The organism is Neobacillus sp. DHD-1R (genome assembly GCF_057747995.1).
In genome coordinates, this window is the sequence record NZ_CM173232.1 from 3,063,118 (window position 1) to 3,087,549 (window position 24,432).

The window sequence follows — 24,432 nt, forward strand, 5'->3', positions numbered from 1 at the left end:
CATCCACTTTCTCTTATTCTGAAAAAATCTTTGTATCTGTATCACTGACAACAATACTTTTTGAAATATCCCAAATAATAAAATGCCTTGAATACTGTCTTGTCAACACAATAGCTTCTTTTTCTTCCTTTATAAAAATGAGGCCCGCGCCCATTTGTTCTTCATATGTCCATCCATTTACTTTCATAAAATCCTTAACAACATTGAAGCGATTATTTCCAGTATTGATGGATAAGTATCTGCTCTGGTTTTCTGATTTTGCAAACTGGACGTATTCAGTATCCGTTAGCTTTAATTTTAGAACAGAAACCATCAACGGAATTGGATTTCCCTCCTGAAATAATGCTGATCCAAAGATACCAATAACCAGAGAAGATCCTATTGTAACACCAAGAATCAAGGTAACCATGATTTTTTTTATTAATCCCACCGATTTACCTCCCCCAGATAAACCTTTTCTCCTAATCTGACGAATCCATACCTAATTTTGTTTCAAATTCCCAATATTTCCTTTAATAGACAATCCAATAACACGCAAAAGGCCGAATTCCGCTCATCTCGGAATTCGACCTTTTATATACCGATTATTGGTATATGGTATTAAGCTAATTACTTTTTGCAATAAGTCCTTGATAGGCTGCTGAAGTTCTTACTTCAACGGTTAATTTTCCTTTACCATAAATCGTTTTTATTAAGATTGGCACACCCGCTGTATTCTGAAATCGAAAATCGGGACCGCCGTAGGAAACCGTTGCATCTCTTCCTGCCGGTACATAACCGACCGATAACGAGTGGTGATGTTTTTCGATATAACTTACGCCTATTTTGTCTACTGCATTAAACAGTGTGGAGGATGTCTGGCAGATTCCACCACCAATCCCATCGACAAGTTGCTTATTTACAATTTCCTTTGCTGGTTGGTACCCATGTTCAGCATCGCTTGGGCCAACAGTGGTATTAAAAGAAAAGATATCTTGAGCTCCAACAATGACATTATTAATTGCATGTGCCGAGAGCTCAATATTTTTTGAACGTCCAATAACCCCGCTGCTAAAATAAGTCGAGAATGAAGCAACCACTACCTCACTTAAGTGGACAACATCTTCAGGTTTATAACCGCTTGCCGTTACAGTTATCGGGAGCTCCACCTCACCACCTTGAACCGAAGCTGTCATGACTCTTTCTACTAATAGGGCTTCATCTAAAATTATCTGAGGCTTTCCTTTGATAATCTGACCATTGTCATCAATCCTGTCGAGCACCATTCGTTGGTCATAACCAGTCGTAGATTCTGTTCCTCGTGCCAATTCCTTAGCCCACTGTTCAATTTTCTTTTTATATGATTCCGGATTAGTTTCAAATCCTAAATCCATTGGTAAAAAGGTCTTTACGGTCTGTTTTGTATTCGAATCAACAACATTTACCGCAATTGGCTTTTGTTCTTCAACTTTTTGAGGTTCGACTGCTGGCTTTTGCTGTGTTTTTTTTGGAGGTTCAGACACCTTTTCTTCATGTGGTTTTCCATTTGACGTTTCCTCATTACATCCAGCTAATCCAATTAAGCTTCCTATTATCAGTAATGAAAGTGCCCATGTCTGCTTAGCCATTATCCCCAACTTCTCCTCTTTTTCTAAGTTCTGTTATGTCGCGCTCATATAGTACTGGGCCAGCTTAAAAGCGCTCAGTTCCCATTTTATTCCGTCAAACATATCAATATTACCTAGAAAAAGTCGTTAACTTGATTAAAAGGGATTTTTATCAAAAAAAAAGCAGTGTTGAATATTTAAGTTCAACGCTGCCAACTTTCTATCTAACCCCACTTTTCACCATAGGCTGAACCACTTTCGGTTCTAAGAAGGAATGTTCCTTTTTCTTATAAACATGCCAATATGCTAATGCAATAAATACTGTTCCACCTACAGCATTTCCTAAAAAGACAGGAATAAAATTTTGAATATAGTCCAGCCATGTAAAGTGGCCTGCAAAAATTGCTGCAGGGATCACAAACATATTAGCTACCACGTGTTGAAAACCAATAGCGACGAATGCCATCGTTGGAAACCAAATTCCAGTAATTTTCCCCGCCATGTCATTAGCTCCGTATGAAAGCCATACGGCAGAAGCAACCAGCCAATTACATCCAATTCCCGAAACAAAAGCTTGAAGAAACGATACTTCTAATTTATGTTCAGCGATACTAATTGTTTTAGATAAATATGGAGCGGTTTCAGTTAAGCCAACAAGGTGACCGAAAAAATAAGCAACAAAAATCGCTCCGATAAAATTACTGACTGTAACCAGAAACCAATTATAAATGACCTGCCGGGTGCTTACTTTTTTGGCCATTCTTGCTAAAGGCACAGCCATCATATTTCCAGTTAAAAGTTCACCGCCTGCTAGGAGTGTAAGAATAAGTCCAATTGGAAATACGGAAGCCCCAATTAGACTGCTGAGGCCGTCAAAATTTCCCGACAAAGTCGCTGTTACACGGATAAAAAGCAAATATCCTAAAGCAATGAATGCACCTGCCTCAAAACCTAAAATCATCGTCTGAAGAAGAGAATATTTAGTTTTTTTAACACCAATCTCCACTGTGATTTCCATAATCTTGTCTGGTTTACTGTATCCCATACGAGGTTCTCCTTTAAAAAACATTTTTTCTTTAATATTTGTGAAGTACGTCACATACACTTATTTTATAGTAATTTTTTATAAAAACCTGTGAATATTTCTTTACATATTTAAGAGCGCTTCCAATTCTATGATAAGGAGCTTGTTATTAGGCATGAGTTGAGCCTCTGACACCTAAAAACGAATTTTTTAAAAAGTTTAGATAGAAAGTTCGGAAAAAATTAAAATTTACCGTTTTTAACTTGATCCATTTCCATTATTATCCTTAAGATCCTTCATCGTTCTACAAAATTTGAGCAATGTTCCAAGCACATATTTTAAAATGTGGTATAATAGTAGTAAATGCTGATTAAATGAGCCGTGGCTAGGTAACCTTTACCTCATTTTCTCTCCATTTTTTTATTGACAAAACGTAAATTGACCTATAATGAACTGCTATAGAAATTAATTGTAGAAAAGGTGTTGGGAATGGAAAATTCAATTGAAACAATTTATTTCTTAGAAAATCCAGAAAGAAATATTATTAAATTTGCTACTGGAACGCAGCTACGCTATGAGGATATCATAAAAGAAGTTTTTGGCGTGGCATGTATCAATGATTTACACATGATGCTTCAATATAACAAGAGTTTTCAAACGAGTATTTGTAATAGCTATGGAATCAGCGAAAAGAAAATCACTCTAGATAAAATTATTCGGATTGCATCTAAAACAGATATGCTTCGTTTAAAGAACCATTTGATGGACCAGCAAAAAAATAAAGTCGATGCAATCGAACCTGAAGATAACTTCCAAATTGATTGTCCTTTTGACTCGGTCATCAAACTTCAAGAAGGAATTTATCAATGGGACGATGCCAATTTCTCCTATAATGCTGTTACTAATGGTGCCTGACACCTTTGATCCATTCATCAAAGGCAAGGTGCCTTTTTTCTTTTTCCGACAAAAACCGTGTAAATACTAAAAAAGGTGTCAGGCACCATTCATTCAGTTGAATGTTGCCTGACTTTTTTAGTTATATAAGTATTCACGTGTCCAGGGAAGGGAATCATTTGTTCCTTTCGTAAAGATGAATTGACCTAAGTCAATATTCCCTGTTTGAAAGGATGCTGCGCAGGCATTTAAGTACAATCGCCACATCCGAATGAATCGTTCGTCCTTAGTTTTTCTTATTTCATCAAGGGCATTTTCAAAGTTTTCTGCCCACATTTCAAGTGTTTTTGCATAATGGCGGCGCAAACTTTCAAAATCAATTAAGTTGAAGTTGTTTTCTGTAACCTGATTGACTAGCTCCCTCACCGAAGGAATATACCCTCCTGGAAAAATATATTTATCAATCCATGCATTTGTTGCGCCTTCTTTTGGTGACGTAATCGTGTGAAGGACAGAAAGTCCACCATTTACCAATAATTCATTTACTTTCTGAAAATATTCAGGTAAATGTTCTTGACCGACATGTTCAATCATACCTACACTGACAATCCGATCAAATTTCTGTTTTTTCAAATCACGATAGTCGATTAATTGTACTTCTACAAAATCTAATAATTGCTCTCCCTTAATCCGTTCTTGCACCCGAGCAAATTGTTCCTCGGACAATGTAATACCTGTTGCTTTTACTCCATAACGCTTAGCTGCAGTAATAATTAGTTCTCCCCAACCGCAGCCGATGTCTAAGAGCGTCTGCCCTTTAGAAAGGTTCAGTTTTTTAAGAATATGGGCCACTTTATTTTGTTGGGCCGTTTTTAGACTATCGGATGGAATCTTAAAGTAGCCGCATGAATAGGTCATTGTTTCATCCAGCCACAACTTGTAAAAATCATTCCCAATATCATAATGAAAGGCGATGTTTTCTTTACTTAGTTTTTTAGTATTTGAGAATTTTTTCAGAAGTTGGGCAGTGAAATTACTGTTTCCTAAAAAGCTCTCCTGACTTCGGTACATGGACATAACAATTTCTTTTAAATCTCCTTCTATATCAATGGTCCCATCCATATAAGCTTCACCGAAAGCGATGGAAGGATTACTTACCAAATCCGCTTTTGGTATAACATCATGAAAAATGAGTTTAAATTGCGGTTCGCTCTCACCATACCGAACCGTCTCACCATCCCAAAATGTAATTTCAACAGGATTTGAAAAAGTTTTTTTAAGTAATGTCTTATAAAATAATTTATCAATCATAATGCAACACCTCTAAGAAGTAATATTCGTACTTTTTAACAAAAATAAACATCTACAAATCTCGATACGGAATATAACACTTAAAATTCATATATTTCGCTTCACGAAGTAGTATCTATGTTAGTTTAAACTATAATTACTTTTTGTTACAAATTATTAATGAAATATTTTTTAAATAAAATAAGCCAGGTTCCTTTATTTGGAAAGGACTCCTGGCCATACACTCGTGTATTCTCTAGCACTCTACTATATTATTTATTTGCGTTTTTTCTTGTTAGATGCAGACAATCTCCCTAATAAAAAAGCCCCTGCTGCAACGCCAATTAGGGAGTTGGTTTTTTTGTTAAAGACTTGTTTAGCAACTAGATTTAAATTTTGCGGTCTTTCTGCAAGACGGCGCATAAAATATCCGTACCAGTCATTCCCGAACGGAACATATGTACAGAAGTTATAGCCTTCGCTCGCCAACTTAAGCTGCAAATCCCTTCTAAATCCATACAGCATTTGAAATTCAAATTGTTCATTTGGAATATGATTGCGCTTAACAAAATCGATCACCTGATAGATGATTCTATGGTCATGTGTGGCAATTGATGTAAATTTGCCATTCAAGAGATGCCATTCAATCAGCTTTATATAGTTTGCATCGATATCTTTCTTTTCCTGAAAAGCGATTTCTTCTGATTCTTTATATGCACCTTTTACAAGACGAATTCGGAAATTTTTATATTTTTCTACATATTCTAATGCATGGTGGTAATAAGCCTGAATTACCGTACCAACATTTTCATATTCCAACGATAGGTCATCCAATAAATCAAAGGTAAGTTCTAAATGTTTAAAGGTCTCCATATCAATATTTATAAACATATCGTATTGGCTTGCCTTTTCGACAATTTCTCTAATATTATTTAAGCAAAATGAATAATCAATATCCAACCCTAATTGAGTTGGTTTTAATGAGATATGAGCATCTACTTTATTTTCATGAATTGCCTCAATAACCTGAAGTATTTGTTCCTTCGCAGTTGTTGCCTCTTCTTCTTTAAAAACGAACTCTCCTAGATTATCAACCGTACAAGAAATACCATGGGAGTTGAGCTCTTTAATACTATTGATTACTTCAGGGATATTAGTTCCAGCAACAACGCTCTGTGCACCCATTTTTAACCCATACTTTTTAGCGGCACTATTCAGAAATTGATTTTGGGATAAGCCCATAAATAGATCTTTCAACATACCGATTACTCCTCGCTGTTGTTTTTTATCCCAATTATAGCATACGCTTTCAATAATATTTGTTTTGCGAATTTTCCAAAATAAATATCCTGATTTCATTCATCAGACTATTATTCCAATATAATGAGCCCATCTCTATAGGAGAATGGGCTCATTTGAATTATGCATATGTTGGAAATGGTGTCAGGCACCATATAAGATTAATTCTCAGCTAATTTGGTACCAGCTTTTTTGTTTGATGATTTTGATTTGCTTCCACCTGGAAGGTCTTCTTCTGCCTTTGTAACGCGTTTGATGAAGAATGCTAATACTAGTGCGACGACAGCAATAAAGGTAGAAATTAAGAAGGAATAATTTATACCATTTAACGTAGCCTGCATTATTATCTGTTGTTTCATTTCTGCAAGCGCTGCTGGAGTCGGCTGTTCAGTCATTTTTTTCATGGCTGCTGCGCCAAGCTCTTTCGCCTGGGATGCAGCTCGATTTGACATGATGGTTACCATTAACGCTGTACCAATAGCGCCAGCAACTTGGTTTAATGTATTATTCATAGCCGTACCATGTGGATATAAACGTCTTGGCAATTGATTTAAACCGTTGGTCGAAACAGGCATCATACACATGGCCATCCCTAACGAACGGACTGAATACAAAATGATTAAGTGTGTGTAGCTAGTATGAAGGGTTAATTGGCTAAAGCCATAGGTGGTCACAGCGATAATGGCTAAACCAATAACAGCTAATAACCGTCCACCTACTTTATCAAATAATTTTCCAGTTACGGGAGACATGAATGCCATCAAAATAGCCCCTGGCATTAACAAAAGTCCTGCGTCCATTGGAGTGATCCCGCGAATCGTTTGTGTATAGATTGGAAGTAGTAACATCCCGGAAAACAAAGCCATGTTGAGAGCCATGGTTATAACAGATGATAAGGCGAACATTGGAAAATGATAAACCCTGAAATTTAACAATGGCTCATCTAGTCTCAATTGACGCAATATAAACACGATTAATGAAATAATACCAATGATAATGGTTCCATAAACTTGCGGGCTATCCCAACCCTTACTACCAGCAGAACTAAACCCATATAGAATTCCGCCAAATCCAATACTTGATAGAATGACCGATAAGAAATCGAAACGAATATAGACTTTTTCCTTTTTGTCTTTAAGCAGGAACAATCCAAGCAATACAACCACAATCGCAATTGGTGTTATAAAGTGGAAAAGCATTCTCCAGTCATAATGTTCAATAATCCAACCTGATAATGTCGGACCAATCGCGGGTGCAAACATTAAAATTAACCCAAAAACACCCATGGCTGCTCCCCTTTTTTCGATTGGGAAACTCACTAACATAACGTTCATTAAGAGCGGCATTAAAATAGCAGAGCCTGCAGCTTGAAACATTCTTCCTGCTAAAAGCATCGGAAAGACATGAGCAAACCCAGCTAATATGGTTCCGGCAGTAAATAAACTCATGGCAGCTAAAAAGATATGCCGAACTGAAAACTTTTGTATTAAAAATGCACTTATCGGGATCAAAACCCCATTTACTAACATAAAACCTGTAGTCAACCACTGAACGGTTGCTGCTTCAACATTTAAATCCTTCATTATAGAAGGCAGTGCAATGTTTAAAAGCGTATTGTTTAAAAATGAAATAAAAGCTCCAACCATTAGGACGGCAAGGATACCGTATGGCGGACGTTTATTTTTATTTATGGATTGATCCATTAATAATTCCCCCTTAGACGCTAAGTTCAATATCTTGTACTCGAATTACACATAGGCTTTATATTATACCTTTAGTCCAAAATTTGCAATCAAAAAATATCCTGTTATTTTATTGGTTTGTAACCAACAGATTCATAAGATTCTATATTTTTTATACAAGTTGTCTAACCAAGAATTTAGGGTGATAAAATGATTGACAGGAAACAGCATCCTATCGATTCGACTCATCAATTATTTATTGATAAAAGCTGTCAAGCAATTTCCATTCAAGATTTTTTAAATTATAACAGAATCTCTAAAGGAACATTTTATAACTATTTTTCAACTAAAAATGAATTATTAATCGCTTTATTTAAATTGATCTTTAAAAGATATAGAAGAACAAAAAACCCCCTCAATGCTCCATTAAACATTGGGAGGGTTTTTCTTGTATTTTTTGAAATAGTTGGTTTATGATCTTTTATTCCGATTTCGTAAAAATGTTGGAATTTCAAGAGAATCATCTTGTCCCTGTACCGGCCATGTTGAAGGATATTCTTCTGGCCGCTGTGTTTTTGCTGTTTCCTGTTCATATAAATGCTCTTCCTGCAGTGTTTGTTCACTTTTAGAAGATGTATTCACATTTACACTTTTTAAAGTATTGGCATCAAGGTTTCGAGTGGTCCTATCATGATCAACAAAACCTGTAGCAATAACCGTAATCATAATTTCATCTTTTAAGTTATCATTAATGATCGAACCAAATATCATGTTTAATTCGTGATCAGATGCAGAGGCAACAAGATTAGCGGCTTCTTGTACCTCATAAAGACTTAAATTGCTTCCACCCGTGATGTTCATCAGGACACCTTGAGCACCATCAATAGATGTTTCAAGTAATGGACTAGATATCGCCTTTTTAGCAGCCTCTATCGCACGATCCGTCCCTTTTGCCACACCTATACCCATGAGAGCTGTACCTTGATTCGTCATAATCGTTTTCACATCAGCAAAATCAAGGTTAATTAATCCTGGAACTGCAATTAAATCTGAAATTCCTTGTACCCCCTGCCTGAGGACATTATCTGCCTCACGAAAGGCTTCCAGCATAGGTGTTTTCTTATCTACAATCTGTAATAGACGGTCATTTGGAATAATGATTAAGGTATCAACTGCTTCCCTCATTAACTCGATTCCATTTGCTGCATTGGCCGAGCGTTTTCGACCTTCAAACCCAAATGGACGTGTAACCACACCAATTGTAAGAGCACCAAGATCGTGAGCAATTTGTGCTATCGCTGGAGCGGCTCCAGTACCGGTCCCTCCGCCCATGCCTGCTGTCACGAAAACCATATCCGCACCATCTAATACTTCTTGTAATTGTTTTTTGCTCTCTTCAACCGCTTTTCTCCCTACTTCAGGGTTTGCTCCTGCTCCTAGACCTCTTGTCAAAGATGCTCCAATTTGCATCTTAATTTCCGCCTTTGATAGGTTTAGTGCCTGTGCATCTGTATTCACAGCAATGAATTCAACACCTTGGATACCATCCTCAATCATTCTGTTAACGGCATTATTTCCTCCACCGCCAACTCCGATCACTTTTATTCTCGCTACTTGATCTATACTCATATCAAAATCCCACATTCATGTTCCTCCTGCCTAGCAAATTACATTGCTTGTTTATGTTCTTACTATCTCGAAAATTCAGTTTAGGTTTTTAAATTGTAAAAAAACTATTTTCCCTTACTATTTTAGCAAAATAATAGGTCTGTTTATATAGTGCACTGGTCACTCCTTTTCAGATCTATACCCATACTAGATACCCTATTTTCCAAGAAGTGGATTAATATCAAGCCTAGATTTGTTTCACCAATTTGAAAATTAAGATAATAACATTTTAACAAGAGAATAGGTATTTTAATAGTAAATATACTTTTTTTATTCAAATCTGATTTGTCGGATTGAAAAACGTGATATATAACTGCTAGCTTAGCCAGCATTTTACTATCTTTGTGCTAGCAAAAAGAAGGCAGCTAACTAGAATAAAAACATCGGATTTTCACCCCGGCCTTTAATAAAAGGGATGGTTGACTCAAGTAAAACTTTATGTCACCTTAAAGAGGGATTGTTCCTATCAACATTTCAACATTTCAACATCAACTAAGAGGAGAAGCCATGGATGAAAAGAAAAATCATTGCTTATAACTTTGAATTAACCGAGGCACTTGAAAAATTGAAAGATAACTTTGAAGTTACTATTTTTGATGGAATTGATCCACGTTCGGACCGTGCTTTTCTTGAGGCACTAGAGGATGCTGAGGGCATTGTAGGTCTTGCACTCCCTGTTGATAAAGACTTATTAAATCGTGCTCCGAATTTAAAAATTGTTTCCAATAACTCAACTGGCTTTAATAATCTTTCGATTGAAGAGATGACAAATCGAGGCATAATGGGAACAAACACTCCTGGTGTCCTTGAGGACACCACTGCGGATGCCATTTTTGGTATTTTACTAGCAGCTGCAAGGCGTATAGCAGAGTTAGATCATTTCGTGAAATCTGGAAATTGGAAAGGTCACCTTACAACAGATCAATACGCTATTGATGTACATCATAAAACCTTAGGGATTATTGGAATGGGAAAAATCGGTTCGGCAATCGCCAAACGGGCCCATTTAGGTTTTGATATGAATATTTTGTATCATAATCGGCACCGTAATTTTGAAGCTGAAGCTAAATTTGGTGCTGCCTATTGTAACATGGATCATTTACTTGAGGAATCAGATTTTGTTTGCTTAATGACTCCGCTCACTCAAGAAACCCAGAGTTTAATTGGTGAACAAGAATTTAAGCGAATGAAAAAGTCCTGTATTTTTGTGAATGGGTCACGTGGAAAAACCGTAGACGAAGCTGCGTTGATTGAAGCATTAATAAATAAGGAAATTTATGGAGCAGCTCTAGATGTTTATCAAATCGAACCCGTGAAAGCAGACAATCCACTGCTTAATTTTCCTAATGTTGTAACTACCCCACATATCGGATCATCGACTTATGAAACGGAATTAAAAATGGCCGAGCTCGCGGTAGAGAATTTGCTCGACGGACTATCCGGTAAACGGCCCAAAAACTTGATTAACCCAGAAGTGCTGAATTAAAATCTACTCCTAAGAAATCAAATAGAACTGACATAATAGAGAGAAAAAATAACATTTAATAAAATATAAAAGTGGTACTAGGACCTCATTTACTAACAGCTAAACCCTGGTACCCTTTTAAATTCATAGTAAAACCCTTTAAAATGTTTACATAATATTGTTATTGTTTACTATTTTGTCTCAACTGCAACAGCTCTTAAAAAAGCTCAGCCCCAAAATATTCATACTGGTTAAATAAATTCCAGTATTTTGATTTTCAATAATAATAGGAGATATGTTAAATTTAAGATTGGTAAACATATTGCTTATACATTTAAACTAGGTTGGTTAGAATTCTAATAGAAATGGAGGAAAAGTAATGGTACGTTTTTTTATGATGCTAATCGTTCTTGTTATATTATATTCTTCCTGGCCAATAGTTGAAAAACAAATAGACCAAACCAAATACAGTTCGGCGATTGATTCAATTCAAACTGAGATTGTTGATATAAAAGACAGCCCTGAAGTACAGGCTACGATTAGTTCTGTAGTCGAAAGCGTTCAGCAATTGGTAACAAAGTTTACTTCCCAATTAAATGAACTTCCGCAAAATAAACAGCAAAATGAATCTAATGAAGGAAAGGTTACCTTAAGCACTCCAACGGAGCAGGCATTCTCCATTTATAACATCGAACTTGGAGATTCAAAAGAAGATGTAGAAGAAAATTTAGGAGTGGCAAAGCGTTCATCTCTTAATGAGTATGGGACGAACTGGTATACCTACCATGAAAAATACCGTAATTTTTTTATGGTGATGTATGATGATCATAATCGAGCAGCGGGTTTATATACAAACCAAGATTTAATTTCATCCAAAAATGGCATTAAGCTGGGGAGCTCGAAAAAAAATGTTCGTGCGATTCTTGGGACACCTATCTCTAGGATTCAAAAAGGGTTGATATCCTACCAAGTACAAGATGACGATTACGACATGTTTTTACTTGATGACGCCTATGTGACTATTTTTTATGATAAACATGCGGATTATTCAGTTACAGCGATGCAACTAATTCGCAAAGATTTTGAAGGAAACAAGAAAGATTTTTACGCTAAAAGCAGTCCTGCACTAAAAGAAGGCTTCGAATACCAGCTATTTGATTTAACCAATGCTTCCCGCGTTAATCACCAGCTTCCGATATTGTCATGGGATCAGCATGTTCGCGAAACAGCCAGAAAACATAGTAGCGATATGGCTGTTAATGCATACTTTGACCATACCAACCTGAAAGGACAATCCCCCTTTGACCGGATGAAAGAGGATGATATTGTCTTTCAGTTAGCTGGAGAAAATCTTGCATATGGACAGTTTAGCAGTATTTTTGCTCATGAAGGCCTTATGAACTCACTTGGCCACCGTGAGAACATTTTGCGGAAAGGCTACGAGTACTTGGGAGTTGGCGTTGCCTTTAATCAACAATCACAGCCTTACTATACGGAAAATTTTTACGCTAACTAAGTTTGAAGATGTAGGTCTGCTATTGATGAATAGCAGGCTTTGTTAATAAGTATGGAAAATATCTTGGAAACCATGGATTACAGCAGGAATATAACATTCTCATGATGAATACGTAAGTAATAAATCACTTACGTGTTGTAATAGATGAAAGGATGTTATCGATGGGTAGTAACCTAAAAATTATTCGAGTACCGATTTCAACGCCAACTTTGTTACCACATACCACTACAAATTGCTATTTAATTGGAAACGCTCATGAAAGTATATTAGTTGATGCAGGATTTGATCAACCAGATACGAAAATAGATTTAGAGCTAGCAATAAAACAAAATAACCTTGCCATACCAAAGAGGATTATATTAACCCACTCACACCCTGACCATGCCCCAGGAGTTCTGCAATTAGCGGCATGGAATCCACTCGTTTATGGCCACCCACTTGAAAAAAAGGGTATTCTTGCCGCAATTGAGCCTTTGAATCAATTAGCATTTTTAAACGACGGCGACATAATAAGAATAGCTGATGAAGAAATAATTATCATTCATGCTCCAGGTCATACAGCAGGCCAGTTAAACCTATATATTCCATCAAGGCAAATTCTCCTCGCTGGAGATAATATTGTGGCGGAAGGAACATCATGGGTCGGTCCCCCTGATGGGGATATGTCAGACTATATAGACACACTCAAAAAGTTAAGACAACTGAAAATAAGCAAAATTGGTCCGGGACATGGTGGATGGGTAGAACACCCTTATGAACAAATTGAATTTGTATTAAATAGAAGATTATACCGTGAAAACCAAATCAAAGCCCTTCTAAACAAACATAAAAAATTAAGCGCTGTCAATTTAACAAACATGATTTATGACAAACTACCACATCCGAGTGTTTTTGACGTAGCAAAACGAACGACGGAAGCACATTTAATCAAGTTAGTAAAAGAAGGTACCGTAATACAACAGGAATCTGATTATTTTCTTGCATCACCAATATAATCACCTAAATTAAACGCAGGCATCTGCAATGGATTGCCGTTAAGATGATTTACAATAGTTTTCAAGGTATGAATCGTTGGTGGAGCCAATGATATTTCACCACTTTGATTTGCAGCTAATGCATCGGCCGGAGACATCCAGCTAGCATCAGTAATTTCATTTACGTTAGGTTTAGGGGTTTGGCCTACTGGCAGCTGCGTTAGAAAAAAACGTGTATCAAACCTAATCTTACTTACATTTGGGGTAATTATGTGACCGATATATCTCAAACGATCAAGCTGAAAAAATAAGTCTTCCTTTATTAACATATGTAAGAAAGAAATTTCCCCTCTTATCAAAAGCCGGCGGTATTCCATCTCTATTTCTTCTGTGAATTGAACAGGAACGCCGCCGTCTTTCTCACAAATCAAGATGCCCACTTCTTCAAACAATTCCCTTGCCGCAGCGATATAATGACCAATCGAAAAGGAATCATTTCGGTACCTAGCAATAATACGGTTACCCTCTTGTACGTCATCAGCCTGATCAACTGCTCCCCCAGGAAACACATAAAATCCGCCCATAAATTTCATCGTTTCAGGTCTTTTTGTTAAATAAACTCTTGACAAGTGATCCATCAAGACAACTGTTGAAGCTGGTCTAGGAATTGCACTCATTATTCCTCCACCTCTCAATATTTATTAAAATATAAAACTAGTTTTATTTATATTCAACTTTTCAGTCGCGATTCCCTTCCCTAAAAAGTCTGATTCTTCTTTTAAGGATATTTCTTCAATAGAATGTTCCTGTTAATGTTTGAAACCAATTATATTGAAGGCAATTTAGATTTTCCTATTGAACATTATTGAATTATCTGTTATATTACAAGCAATTAAATATTTTCTTACTTCAATATCTTTTGGAGTCAGGATAGAGGTGCAAAGACCATTAGTACGCAATTCGAGGATAATGAGATCCTATGACCATTGCGGAAAGGGGCATTTGCCGAAGCGGAAGGAATCTCATTGGTCTTGAAGCTGGTTCTGCTGTTGAATAAGCACAGAATTGTCATATAGGAAACTATATGGAGGGCTATCTCACGCATAGGAACTTTATTATTTTTTGTTTCTACAGCAGCAGCGACCCCTCGTTGCTGCTTTTTTGCGCTGATTTTAATATGGCCTTACCCCCTCTAATTACTTAAAAATTATGTAAAGGGTGAAAAATGATGAATTTTGGCCAAGTATTAACGGCAATGGTTACACCATTTGATCTGAGTGGTGAAATCGATTTTAACGCAACCAAAACGTTAGTAAATTATTTAATTGAAAATGGGTCTGATGGATTAGTTGTCGCTGGAACAACTGGTGAGTCTCCTACCTTATCCGCAGAAGAAAAGGTGGCATTATTTAAATTTGTGGTGAATGAAGTAGCTGGTAGAGTTCCGGTTATCGCTGGAACAGGATCCAATAACACCAGAGCTTCCATCAGCTTAACTAAACTTGCGGCCGAAGCAGGTGTAGATGGAATTTTACTTGTAGTACCTTATTATAATAAACCATCCCAAGAAGGTTTATATCAACACTTTAAAGCAATAGCTGAATCAACCTCCCTGCCTGTCATCCTTTATAATATCCCAGGACGTTGTGTAATCAGCTTGTCAGTCGAAACCATTGTTCGTCTTTCAAAAATCCCTAATATTGTGTCAATAAAAGAAGCAAGCGGTAACCTTGATGCCATGGCAGAGATTATTAGCCAAACCCCTGACCATTTTACATTGTACAGTGGTGATGATGGATTAACATTACCTGTTCTAGCTATAGGCGGCACAGGAGTGATTTCCGTAGCTTCCCATATTATTGGGAAGGAAATGCAAGAGATGATTAAAAGTTTCAAAAATGGATTGCTTAATGAGGCAGCTTCTGCCCATCGAAGACTACTCCCACTGATGAAAGGATTATTTGCAGCACCAAACCCAACGCCGGTTAAAGCTGCCTTAAATATGACAGGAGTCCCTGTTGGTGGTGTCCGATTACCATTGGTCCCATTAAATGAGGAAGAGAAATTAGCACTACAACAGCTCCTCCCTGCTCAATTGGAAAATATAAAATAATGAATAGAAAAACTGCAATTGTTACAGGTTCATCGAGCGGTTTTGGTTTATTATGTGTGATTGAATTAGCCTTGAAGGGGTTCAATGTCATTGCAACTATGAGAGATACCCAAAAAGATAAGGTATTATTTAAACTCGCAAAAGAAAATGCTGTTGAGGGTCTAATTCAGGTCACTCCATTGGATGTTACTTCTGCTAAGTCTATTCAATCTTTTAAAGGCATGCTTGAAGATTATTCCTCGATTGATGTGTTAGTGAACAACGCAGGGTTTGCGCTAGGTGGTTTTAGTGAAGAACTTTCAATTGAAGACTATCACCGGCAGTTTGAAACCAACTTTTTCGGGGTGATAGCAGTGACTAATGCTATTCTTCCTTTTATGAGGGCTAAAAAGCAAGGGAGAATTATTAATATGAGTAGTATTAGCGGACGAATGGGATTCCCAGGATTATCTGCTTATACAGCATCAAAGCATGCTCTTGAAGGATATAGCGAAAGCTTAAGGTTGGAGGTTAAACCATTCGGTATTGATGTATCCTTAATCGAACCAGGTTCCTATCAGACCAATATATGGTCAAGTGTGGATCAGTTGGAAATCCGAAAAGATTCACCATACTTTTCTTATGCGGAGAGCATGTTGAAAGAAATTGAACATGGTAAGACCGGATACGGAGACCCCAATGAAGTGGCCCAACTAGCAGCTCGTATTGCTTCACAGCCTTCATCGCCCGACCTTCGTTATCCCATCGGCAAAAGCGTAAAGACTAATCTATTTTTTAAAAATACATTTCCATGGAAGGTCATTGAAAGAATTATTTTAAAGAAGCTTAAACATTAAATTTTTCTTTTTGATGCTTTCCTTCAGTCTGAAGAATTGCTTGTTGGCGAAAACAACCGATTTGGGACAGACCGGATAATTTTAATTATAACCATTTCTTCAAAAAATAAGGCTGCCCTAAGTTGAGCAGCCTATTTTATACTTTCAAATCAGATTTAGTTGCTCCCTAATCCCGTCAATAATGTCAAATGGCATTACACCGTAGCTTGATAAAACTTTAGCTTTTTCTTCCCCTGCTTTTGCATGTAAATAGCTGGCCGCAATTAGGGCGTCGACCGGTTGCGCTCCTTGAGCAAGAAACGAGGCAATTAGCCCTGTCAGCACATCCCCGCTACCGCCCTTTCCTAATGCATCATGTCCGTGTGGGTTGATGAATATCTCCTCATCTGGAGTCGCAATGATGGTCCTATGCCCTTTCAATAACAAAAAAACTCCATAATCCCTTGCAAAATTCTTGGCAATTTCAATCCGGTCCTCTTCCACTTCTTTTACGGTTAAATTTAATAATCCGGCCATTTCCCCAGGATGTGGCGTAAAAATTACATGCCCTTCATAGTGGCGGATTAAATCTAAATTATTTCGAAGCAAATATATGGCATCTGCATCAACAATAATCGGCTGTCCAGTCAAAGCCGTAATAAGCGATTTAACCCAACCTTCTCCACCAGAAAAGCGACCTATCCCAGGACCAATTGCGATACTATCAAATCGAGGAAGCAGAGGTGTGATTTCAGCAATTGCTTTTTTGGAAAAATGCCCCTCTTCTTCTGATAATGGCTGAAACAAGGATTCTGGATTTTGCGCTGCTGCCATTGGATAAATACTTTCTGGTACGGCAAGGGTTACTAATCCAACTCCTCCATGTAAGGCAGATTTTGCCGAAAATATCGGCGCACCAACAAATGACCGTGATCCACCCATAATTAGAACATGACCGAAAGTCCCTTTATGGCCTTGCTTGGGACGAATGGGGATAGAGGCTTTCACTAGCTTTTCTGTAATGAGTCGGGGCATAACAAGTCCCAATTCCTCAACACTCGAAGGCGGCACGGATATGTCAACCACCTTCCATTCCCCAACAAATGTTGGCCCATCATGTAAAAAAAATCCTTTTTTAGGAAATACAAAAGTAATGGTCTTTGTAGCTCGAACTGCGACACCCTCTACTTTTCCATTGTCACTGCTAACTCCAGATGGAATATCAACCGAAATAATCAACTTCTTCCCGGCATACTCATTTATCATTGTAATCACTTTATTGAAGGGTTCTCTAACCGGACCATTTACCCCCGTCCCTAATAACGCATCGACAATAATGTCAGCTTGGTTGATTTCATTCCAAAGTAAATCTAAATTATTATCTTGTATGTATAGAATTGGAAGTCCGCGATTTTTGTATACATCAAAATGAACTTTTGCATCGCCTTTTATTCGCGTAGGGGGTACTAATAAACAAAGTTGGGAGTCAAACCCTAAATCACAAAGCCTGCGGGCGATTACAAACCCATCCCCGCCATTATTCCCTCCCCCTGCGAGCACACTCACACTCGGTCTTTTACTAGGAGAACTTGCCAGAATTTCCTCCACTACCTTGGCACCCGCATTTTCCATTAATACGACACCTGGTAAGCCAAGTATTTCCATCGTATAGTGATCCAATTGCTGCATTTCCATTTGACCAGCGATATACATGTATACTCCCTCCTATTCCATCTCTTTCTTTATTATACTACTTAGGTTCCTAATGTAGGAATTGGGAATGAACTTAACGAATTGGTCTAAATAAATAGGATACATTATATTTGAGCAATTGTTTAATTGCTCAAATAACTTCGTCGGGAGTGATGTATCATGGCAAGAAACAAACTTTTGGTTCCTGGTTCAGACAATGCTCTAGATCAAATGAAGGAAGAAATCGCCAACGAGTTTGGAGTTCAACTTGGTGCTGATACGACCGCACGAGCTAACGGTTCAGTTGGCGGTGAAATGACAAAACGTCTTGTCGCATATGCTGAGGAGTCATTACGAAATCAACAAGGTCAATAACTTGTGATTTCAGAAAAGGGTGTCCTGTTTTGGACACCCTTTTTAACAATAGTAATGGATACTCAATTAGCAAACAATATTTTAATTTCGGATTCTGCCTCAACCATTCTGCCGAATCGATATCCTTCAATTAACACATTTCTTTCATGGTCAGTCAGTCGACGTTCCCATTTTGATTCTAAATAGAGAATGACTTCATTATAGAAAATTCCCGGGTACTCAAAGGGGTTATTTTTATTCATAGTTACGTCTCCTTCCTTTTTTTTAACTGACTACCTTAAGAATTTTGTCCAATTTAGTCGATATTTAAAAATGACATTTTTCTCATTTACTTAGGAAATAATATTACTGGTTTAAAATATGAATGATTGACAAGTTCCTGAATTAACTATACCAGTACAGAAAGTGGTGGAAGAGAAAATGGATCAAGATTTTACGATTGAGTATGACCATATGCCCAATTTCAAGAACCATGAAGAAGCTAGAGGCTGGTTTAAAAATCTTTATGGAGACCGCTTTTTATTAAGGTCAACTGATATAAATGATGGGAAAAGAGTGAATATGTATCATCTCATTAAGGACCCTAATGTATATCAGCCTTACATGGAGAGTTTTTCGCACCCTGTTAAGCATGAGATTACCAATATGGCGGTTTTTAAGAGCTACCAAACCATAGAAATTACTGAAGATGGAAGTGTTCAATTCCTCCCCTAAACAAGGTGTATTTTTATTTAACCTTGTTTCTTAAACCACTGATAGTTAATGGCAGAACAAAAAAAGGAAGGCCACAAGTGCCTTCCCCTTATCATGTCCTTACATGGTTGTTTCATTTCCTGAATTTTTTCTAACCAAATGAACAATGAATGTGCCAAAAATGATGGTACCGATTAAACTGAAGAAGATGATTTCGTCCATATGGACACCGAAGGCTGAAACGATCATTTTCACGCCTATTACGGCAACGAGGATAAAAGCGGTAATTTCAAATTCTGGAACTTTTTCAATTAAGGTCAGGAATAAATGAGCAACTCCCCGCATCATTAAAATTCCAAGAATTCCACCTAGCAGCAAAACCCATTCTTGATTTGACACACCAAAGGCAGCAATGACACTGTCAAAACTAAATGCAATGTCCATTAGTTCTACAGTTAACACGGTTCTCCAAAAGCCTTTAATTTTAGTCTGTACCTCATCGTCCTGATCACTTGTCTTAATAAAGTTTTGAAAGACGATCCACAGCAGATAGTGACCCCCTACGATTTTTATCCAAGGAATGGTAATTAAGGTTACCCCTAATCCAATTGCCAACACACGGAAAAAATAAGCACCAAATATCCCATAAAACAGAGCCTTCTTCCGTTGTTCTTTCGGAAGATGCTTCACCATCACGGCTAAGACCAAGGCATTATCAGCAGATAGCAATCCTTCTAAAATGATAAGTGTTCCAATAACTCCCCAACTAGCAGGATTAAAAAAAACATTTTTTAATGCCTCTAGTGAAAAAATGGTACTGTAACTATTTAAAATTTCTTGTAGGAACTCCATCTGAAATTGTTTCTCCTTTTCATCTTTTGTTTAACTAAATACTAAGAATTTGAAATACCTACAGGTTGTCCGTGTTTTGTTTAAAACCATTTCATTATTGGGTGCTACGAGCGCTTAGTCTTCTATATTAAATGTATGAAAGCCGTTTCGATTTATGTACAACTCTATACTATTTTCATTTTTCAACTTATTCAGACAGTCTTTTATCATGTAGTTGAAGTAATTTTTGCAAGTTAATAATCTCTTCTTTGATGCTTGAAAAACCTTCTATATCAGGTACACTTTTAAAAGATGGAGCCCGTCTCCGTTCTGTGGCATTTGCCATCACTTCAAAGACAAATAATAATTGGGCAAGTGTTGCGTCTGTAAGATTAGGACGATCCTCGGTTTTTGAACAATTTTCTAATAGAAAGCCTAAGTGTTCTATAGAAAATAGAACAGGCCAGTAATAATCCACTCCCTTTTGATTGACAGGTATCTCACCTATTGCTGTATTAAAAAGTGTTTTTAGATGAATGATATTGGTTTCCATTTTTATTAATTCTCTGCTTTCTCTCGCATTAAAACCGAATCCTTGATCAGAAAATAGGATTACTAAAAATTGGGCCTGACTTCGAATGGTTTTAGAAAGCAAGTGAGAGAGTCGACTAGAAGCTGAACGTCTTCCTACCAGCCATACGCCGATAAGACCAATGACACTCCCGATTAGCACATCGATCATCCTAGCTGAAGCAAAATATGAAAAGCTAAAGCTTCCATGACTGGTACTCTCAGCCATAAGTAATGCATTGGGCGTAAAGAACAACGCAGCTAAGCCATAATTTTTTACAATAAAAAGTTCTGTAATAAACGTCAATAGGAGAATAAATAATGTGATGGTATACCCAGTAGGATGGGTCGCTAGAATTACACTAGCAATCAAAATTCCAATCGTGGTACCGAACCCTCTTTGTAAAGCACGGTGATAAGTGGAAACAATAGTGGAGCCTGACATAACAGCTACACAAGATAATGGCACCCAATAAGACCTTACCAATTCGAATTGATAGGCAATAATAGCAGCGATAATCGTGACAAGCCCGAAGCGTAATGCCGAAATAAAGACGATTGAATTTTTATCAAATGCACCCATAAAAATGGTCTTAAGTGATGGTTTTGAGATTTCAATCACTCTGTTAATTTTGGATGTTGGCTCATTCATGATGGCATCGGCATCATAAACTTTTGCAAACAGTACCTTTACCTTTTCATCCATTATGGCTGGCTGAAGAATTTTTTTAATATGACGACCACTTTTATACTTATTATCAAGTGATATAGAGATTTCCCGGACGGATTTCCCTAATTCGCTAGGCAATTTTGAAGGACTTTCTGAAAAATTTTTAAGTGTATATAAAAATATAGTATTTGCATGGTTATTTAAAACGGATAATCGCTTAAATACATCCGTTGTGATCCATGGGATATATCCTGCCGCGAGCGTTTCTTCTGCTTCATGCAAAACTGACATAACTCGATGTTTACACTCATTAAACTTCTCTGACCCAACCGCATCCATGTACGCAGCAAGTTCTAGATAAACTCTTTTGACGACACTAGTTTCCGGACCATGGGGATCCACAAACCAACCTAGCATGGCAATAATAAACGATAGCGTTCCACCAAGAAAAACAAGACTACCACGGAATAGCGCAAGTTCTGGATGAACTGGCATACCAGTCGTCATCGCAAAAACTAAAACGAAAAAAATAGCAGAAGGTCCAATAAGTCGTAATGCTCCAAAAATAAACAGTACGGCAGCACCAATCAGCCCCATCAAAATAGCGATTGCCAGGGGATAAGGTGCTGCAAGCGTTCCTAATATTGTGACCAGAGTCATTCCAATGGTGACCGCAAATAGCTTTTTCGCTCTTTGGGCATAGGGAATATTAAATACGTATAGATAGGTAAATCCACCCATACCAGCTATTATCCCATTTTCAAAATTTCCAAATAATAATCCAATTATTACAGGTAAAGCAGCTGCTATGCCTGCACAAAAGGCTTTAAACCACGGAAATGGTTTCCTATTTACTGACATTGCCTGTTTAATAATACTGGGAGATTTAGAAGTTACAGATTTTGTTCCATCTGTGTTTTTTTCTGCCATACTATTCAACTCTTTCCTATCTTATAAATTTGTATAAGCGATGACCTTCAATATTATGTATTATGGCGTAATACTCTTGTCAATGAGACCACATATAATAAGTAAGTCGCTATATTATCTTTGCCATATTTATCGACATTAACAGTAAAAATTTCACTCGAATGAACAGAAAAAGCCGTTTCTTAGTAGAAGACGGCTTTCCTAATTAACCTAACCTGCACTAGGATTATTTAAAAATAGTTGAAACTACCTGATCATATGACATTTCACTATCAACAACATAAACCCCAGGACGCAATTTGTTTTCAAGACCTTTTTGCTCGATATCTTTGGAGAAGTCAAAGGCATTTGCAACGATTTTCGCTTGTACAAGCATTTTTCCTACATCAATGCTGGTCATTCCATCTCCTACATTCACAATGACACGGGTTACTTGGTTAGCAGTTTTGTTATTTTCAGGTGGTGTTTGTTTTTCTCCTGATACCTTTGCTGCTTTCAGATTCTTGTCATATTCGGCTTTTGATTGAACGATAAATCCCTGCTTAATAAGGATATCTTTCATCTCGGTATCAGAAACTTGTACCTGTTCAGTAGTATTTTTTTTCGATGTTTTATTATCTTTTGAGCGATCACTATTATCGGACAAAGTAACAACACCGCAAATGATCGTCGTTATCAAAATGCCTGCTGCGAAGCTGCTCAATAAGTTAATTCTCATTTGCAACTTGTCTCCCTTCATCCTTTATTTTCTGGTAAGGGGCTAGCAGCTGAACAATTTCACTTTCTGTTAGCTGTTTCAATTCCGCAATACTCGTAATCGAGTAATTTCTTTTATATAAATCTAGTACTTCGCGCTTCAAAAGTTTTTCATTTGAAGAAAGTTGGATACCTGCTTCCTCCATCACCACTTCTATATCAAGTTCAAGATTTCGAATTGAATCTTGCAGAGTATTGATTTCTTTCATCGTCGCAATATGAATTTGATCAACTTGTTTATGCTCCTCTTTTGCTTCATGAGATGATTTTAAGATTGAGACAACGAGCAATATTATTGAAATTCCAAGAAGTGCGGCTAAAGTCCATTCCATCATAGTTGTTCCTCCTACTATATTAATGCAAGTACTTATTATACATCCATTTGATAAATTTTTCGATCAAATCGGATAAAATACGCAAATAGTAGGAGTTAATTGGCAAAAAGCGGAGAAAGAGGAAATCTTTTTTCGTTTAGAAAGTTCTTAGTAAAGACGTTCACATTATAAAAAGGCACAATTTTAACATTGTGCCTCCATCATTCTTACCTACACTTTATGATTGAAAGATATGATCAATCTCCTGTATTTCATCATTTGATAATTCAATTTCGAGAGTTTTTAGATTATGAAGCACTTGTTCTGATTGTTTAGCCCCTGGAATAATCACATCAATAGCATCACGTGTTAAATACCAAGCAAGAACAACATGAGCAACTTCTGCGCCCTTTTTATTCGCAATCGTTCGAATGTGTTCTACTTTTTCTAAGGTTGATTCAAAAACTTCTTTATTAAAGAACTTCCCGCGCTTCTCTGCCAAATTGGTATTCTTGTCGTATTTACCAGTTAATAAGCCAGATGCAAGCGGGAAATAAGGAATAAATGAAATTCTGTTTTCTGTTACATATGGAAAGATGTCCTTCTCAGCATCACGGCTTAATAAGTTATACTCCCCTTGGAATACATCTACGTAGCCATCTTTATTTGCATCTTTTAGCTGATCGATTGAAAAATTGGAAACCCCGATTGCTCTAATTTTCCCTTCATCCTTTAGTAATTTCAAAGCCCCAACAGCTTCATCCTTTGGTGTATCTTGATCAGGAAAATGAATATAAAATAGATCTATGTAATCTGTTTGAAGCCTTTGTAATGATTCTTCAACAGCTTGCTTTAAAAAAGCTGGTGAATTGTCAATCATAATGTCTTTTCCAACCAATTTATGAGCTGCTTTTGTGGCAATAACTATATCTGAACGATTCCCGATTTCCTTTATAACTTCCCCAATTATTTCTTCTGAACGTTTGGGACCATAAATGTAAGCCGTATCTAAAAAATTTATTCCATGTGCTAAGCCTGTTCGAACTAACGCTCTTCCCGCTTCTTCATCAAGGTTTGGAAATAGATTATGACCTCCAACAGCGTTTGTTCCCAAACCAATTGGATTAACGTATAAATCTGTTTTTCCTATTTGAACTTGTTTTGCCATTTTCCATTCATCTCCTTTTTCTTTCTCTTTATAGGATAACAAATGTTTAGCAAATCAACTAAGATTTTGTTCTTTATATACTGAAAGTTGAAAACTTTCTTACCACA

General features: G+C 37.0%; 24 protein-coding genes and 1 riboswitch. Of the genes, 9 read left to right on the forward strand and 15 right to left on the reverse strand.

Annotated elements, in window-relative coordinates; genetic code table 11:
* Window positions 1–13: 13 nt before the first annotated feature.
* The 3 genes from AC3ANL_RS14805 to AC3ANL_RS14815 all read right to left on the reverse strand — a co-directional run bounded on the left by AC3ANL_RS14805 (window position 14) and on the right by AC3ANL_RS14815 (window position 2,631).
* Window positions 14–430 (reverse strand): hypothetical protein, encoded by a 417-nt coding sequence (locus tag AC3ANL_RS14805; RefSeq protein ID WP_488325202.1) that lies wholly within the window; start codon window positions 428–430, stop codon window positions 14–16.
* Between the two features lie 175 nt (window positions 431–605).
* Window positions 606–1,607, reverse strand: coding sequence for a VanW family protein (locus tag AC3ANL_RS14810; RefSeq protein ID WP_488325203.1), 1,002 nt, complete (start codon window positions 1,605–1,607; stop codon window positions 606–608).
* A gap of 199 nt (window positions 1,608–1,806) precedes the next feature.
* Window positions 1,807–2,631 carry a formate/nitrite transporter family protein gene (locus AC3ANL_RS14815; protein WP_488325204.1) on the reverse strand — a complete coding sequence of 275 codons (825 nt, stop codon included), beginning with the start codon at window positions 2,629–2,631 and terminating at the stop codon, window positions 1,807–1,809.
* A 468-nt stretch (window positions 2,632–3,099) separates the two neighbouring features.
* Here AC3ANL_RS14815 and AC3ANL_RS14820 point away from each other — a divergent pair, with 468 nt between their 5' ends.
* Window positions 3,100–3,525: a hypothetical protein gene (locus AC3ANL_RS14820; protein WP_488325205.1), complete on the forward strand. Its 426-nt coding sequence runs from the start codon at window positions 3,100–3,102 to the stop codon at window positions 3,523–3,525.
* A 117-nt stretch (window positions 3,526–3,642) separates the two neighbouring features.
* Here AC3ANL_RS14820 and AC3ANL_RS14825 read toward each other — a convergent pair whose 3' ends face one another.
* From AC3ANL_RS14825 to AC3ANL_RS14835, 3 genes are all read right to left on the reverse strand, one after another.
* Window positions 3,643–4,815, reverse strand: coding sequence for a class I SAM-dependent methyltransferase (locus AC3ANL_RS14825; protein ID WP_488325206.1), 1,173 nt, complete (start codon window positions 4,813–4,815; stop codon window positions 3,643–3,645).
* Window positions 4,816–5,070: 255 nt separating this feature from the next.
* A complete protein-coding gene (locus AC3ANL_RS14830) occupies window positions 5,071–6,054 on the reverse strand; it encodes a proline dehydrogenase family protein (RefSeq protein ID WP_488325207.1) in 984 nt (327 codons plus the stop codon).
* Window positions 6,055–6,254: 200 nt separating this feature from the next.
* On the reverse strand, window positions 6,255–7,796 hold the full coding sequence (locus AC3ANL_RS14835; protein ID WP_488325208.1) for a DHA2 family efflux MFS transporter permease subunit: 1,542 nt from the start codon (window positions 7,794–7,796) through the stop codon (window positions 6,255–6,257).
* Between the two features lie 189 nt (window positions 7,797–7,985).
* Between AC3ANL_RS14835 and AC3ANL_RS14840 the strand changes: the two genes are divergently transcribed.
* On the forward strand, window positions 7,986–8,252 hold the full coding sequence (locus tag AC3ANL_RS14840) for a TetR/AcrR family transcriptional regulator (RefSeq protein ID WP_488325209.1): 267 nt from the start codon (window positions 7,986–7,988) through the stop codon (window positions 8,250–8,252).
* Here AC3ANL_RS14840 and ftsZ read toward each other — a convergent pair.
* Window positions 8,247–9,419, reverse strand: coding sequence for a cell division protein FtsZ (gene ftsZ, locus AC3ANL_RS14845; RefSeq protein WP_488325210.1), 1,173 nt, complete (start codon window positions 9,417–9,419; stop codon window positions 8,247–8,249). The genes AC3ANL_RS14840 and ftsZ overlap by 6 nt on opposite strands.
* Before the next feature lie 535 nt (window positions 9,420–9,954).
* On the opposite strand from ftsZ, the gene AC3ANL_RS14850 reads away from it, so the two are divergent.
* The 3 genes from AC3ANL_RS14850 (at window position 9,955) to AC3ANL_RS14860 (ending at window position 13,419) form a co-directional block, all read left to right on the forward strand.
* A complete protein-coding gene (locus tag AC3ANL_RS14850; protein WP_488325211.1) occupies window positions 9,955–10,929 on the forward strand; it encodes a 2-hydroxyacid dehydrogenase in 975 nt (324 codons plus the stop codon).
* A 358-nt stretch (window positions 10,930–11,287) separates the two neighbouring features.
* Window positions 11,288–12,424 carry a CAP domain-containing protein gene (locus tag AC3ANL_RS14855; RefSeq protein ID WP_488325212.1) on the forward strand — a complete coding sequence of 379 codons (1,137 nt, stop codon included), beginning with the start codon at window positions 11,288–11,290 and terminating at the stop codon, window positions 12,422–12,424.
* A 161-nt stretch (window positions 12,425–12,585) separates the two neighbouring features.
* Complete coding sequence (locus AC3ANL_RS14860; protein ID WP_488325213.1) at window positions 12,586–13,419, forward strand: MBL fold metallo-hydrolase; 834 nt, start codon at window positions 12,586–12,588, stop codon at window positions 13,417–13,419.
* On the opposite strand, the gene AC3ANL_RS14865 is transcribed toward AC3ANL_RS14860, so the two are convergent.
* Window positions 13,395–14,075, reverse strand: coding sequence for an NUDIX hydrolase (locus AC3ANL_RS14865; RefSeq protein ID WP_488325214.1), 681 nt, complete (start codon window positions 14,073–14,075; stop codon window positions 13,395–13,397). The two genes, AC3ANL_RS14860 and AC3ANL_RS14865, sit on opposite strands and share 25 nt — an antisense overlap.
* A gap of 246 nt (window positions 14,076–14,321) precedes the next feature.
* Window positions 14,322–14,501, forward strand: a riboswitch (Lysine riboswitch).
* A 122-nt stretch (window positions 14,502–14,623) separates the two neighbouring features.
* Here AC3ANL_RS14865 and dapA point away from each other — a divergent pair.
* Complete coding sequence (dapA, locus tag AC3ANL_RS14870) at window positions 14,624–15,511, forward strand: 4-hydroxy-tetrahydrodipicolinate synthase (protein WP_488325215.1); 888 nt, start codon at window positions 14,624–14,626, stop codon at window positions 15,509–15,511.
* Complete coding sequence (locus tag AC3ANL_RS14875; protein ID WP_488325216.1) at window positions 15,511–16,347, forward strand: SDR family oxidoreductase; 837 nt, start codon at window positions 15,511–15,513, stop codon at window positions 16,345–16,347. Before dapA ends, AC3ANL_RS14875 begins: the two co-directional genes overlap by 1 nt.
* Window positions 16,348–16,491: 144 nt before the next feature.
* Here the strand turns inward: AC3ANL_RS14875 and AC3ANL_RS14880 are convergent, their stop codons facing one another.
* A complete protein-coding gene (locus AC3ANL_RS14880; RefSeq protein WP_488325217.1) occupies window positions 16,492–18,039 on the reverse strand; it encodes an NAD(P)H-hydrate dehydratase in 1,548 nt (515 codons plus the stop codon).
* A 159-nt stretch (window positions 18,040–18,198) separates the two neighbouring features.
* Here AC3ANL_RS14880 and AC3ANL_RS14885 point away from each other — a divergent pair, with 159 nt between their 5' ends.
* Entirely contained in the window at window positions 18,199–18,393 is a 195-nt protein-coding gene (locus AC3ANL_RS14885) for an alpha/beta-type small acid-soluble spore protein (RefSeq protein WP_488325218.1), read from the forward strand.
* A 62-nt stretch (window positions 18,394–18,455) separates the two neighbouring features.
* Here the strand turns inward: AC3ANL_RS14885 and AC3ANL_RS14890 are convergent, their stop codons facing one another.
* Window positions 18,456–18,635 carry a hypothetical protein gene (locus tag AC3ANL_RS14890; protein WP_488325219.1) on the reverse strand — a complete coding sequence of 60 codons (180 nt, stop codon included), beginning with the start codon at window positions 18,633–18,635 and terminating at the stop codon, window positions 18,456–18,458.
* A 178-nt stretch (window positions 18,636–18,813) separates the two neighbouring features.
* Here AC3ANL_RS14890 and AC3ANL_RS14895 point away from each other — a divergent pair, with 178 nt between their 5' ends.
* Window positions 18,814–19,107 carry a hypothetical protein gene (locus AC3ANL_RS14895; RefSeq protein WP_488325220.1) on the forward strand — a complete coding sequence of 98 codons (294 nt, stop codon included), beginning with the start codon at window positions 18,814–18,816 and terminating at the stop codon, window positions 19,105–19,107.
* 99 nt (window positions 19,108–19,206) lie between these two features.
* Here the strand turns inward: AC3ANL_RS14895 and AC3ANL_RS14900 are convergent, their stop codons facing one another.
* The 5 genes from AC3ANL_RS14900 to AC3ANL_RS14920 all read right to left on the reverse strand — a co-directional run bounded on the left by AC3ANL_RS14900 (window position 19,207) and on the right by AC3ANL_RS14920 (window position 24,325).
* Window positions 19,207–19,938: a TerC family protein gene (locus AC3ANL_RS14900; protein ID WP_488325221.1), complete on the reverse strand. Its 732-nt coding sequence runs from the start codon at window positions 19,936–19,938 to the stop codon at window positions 19,207–19,209.
* Between the two features lie 187 nt (window positions 19,939–20,125).
* Window positions 20,126–22,087, reverse strand: coding sequence for an FUSC family protein (locus tag AC3ANL_RS14905; protein WP_488325222.1), 1,962 nt, complete (start codon window positions 22,085–22,087; stop codon window positions 20,126–20,128).
* 226 nt (window positions 22,088–22,313) lie between these two features.
* Complete coding sequence (locus AC3ANL_RS14910; protein ID WP_488325223.1) at window positions 22,314–22,805, reverse strand: aminodeoxychorismate lyase; 492 nt, start codon at window positions 22,803–22,805, stop codon at window positions 22,314–22,316.
* Window positions 22,795–23,178, reverse strand: a complete 384-nt coding sequence (locus AC3ANL_RS14915) for a hypothetical protein (RefSeq protein WP_488325224.1) — start codon at window positions 23,176–23,178, stop codon at window positions 22,795–22,797. The genes AC3ANL_RS14910 and AC3ANL_RS14915 overlap by 11 nt, the downstream gene beginning before the upstream one ends.
* 217 nt (window positions 23,179–23,395) lie before the next feature.
* Window positions 23,396–24,325, reverse strand: a complete 930-nt coding sequence (locus tag AC3ANL_RS14920; RefSeq protein WP_488325225.1) for an aldo/keto reductase — start codon at window positions 24,323–24,325, stop codon at window positions 23,396–23,398.
* Window positions 24,326–24,432: the final 107 nt, after the last annotated feature.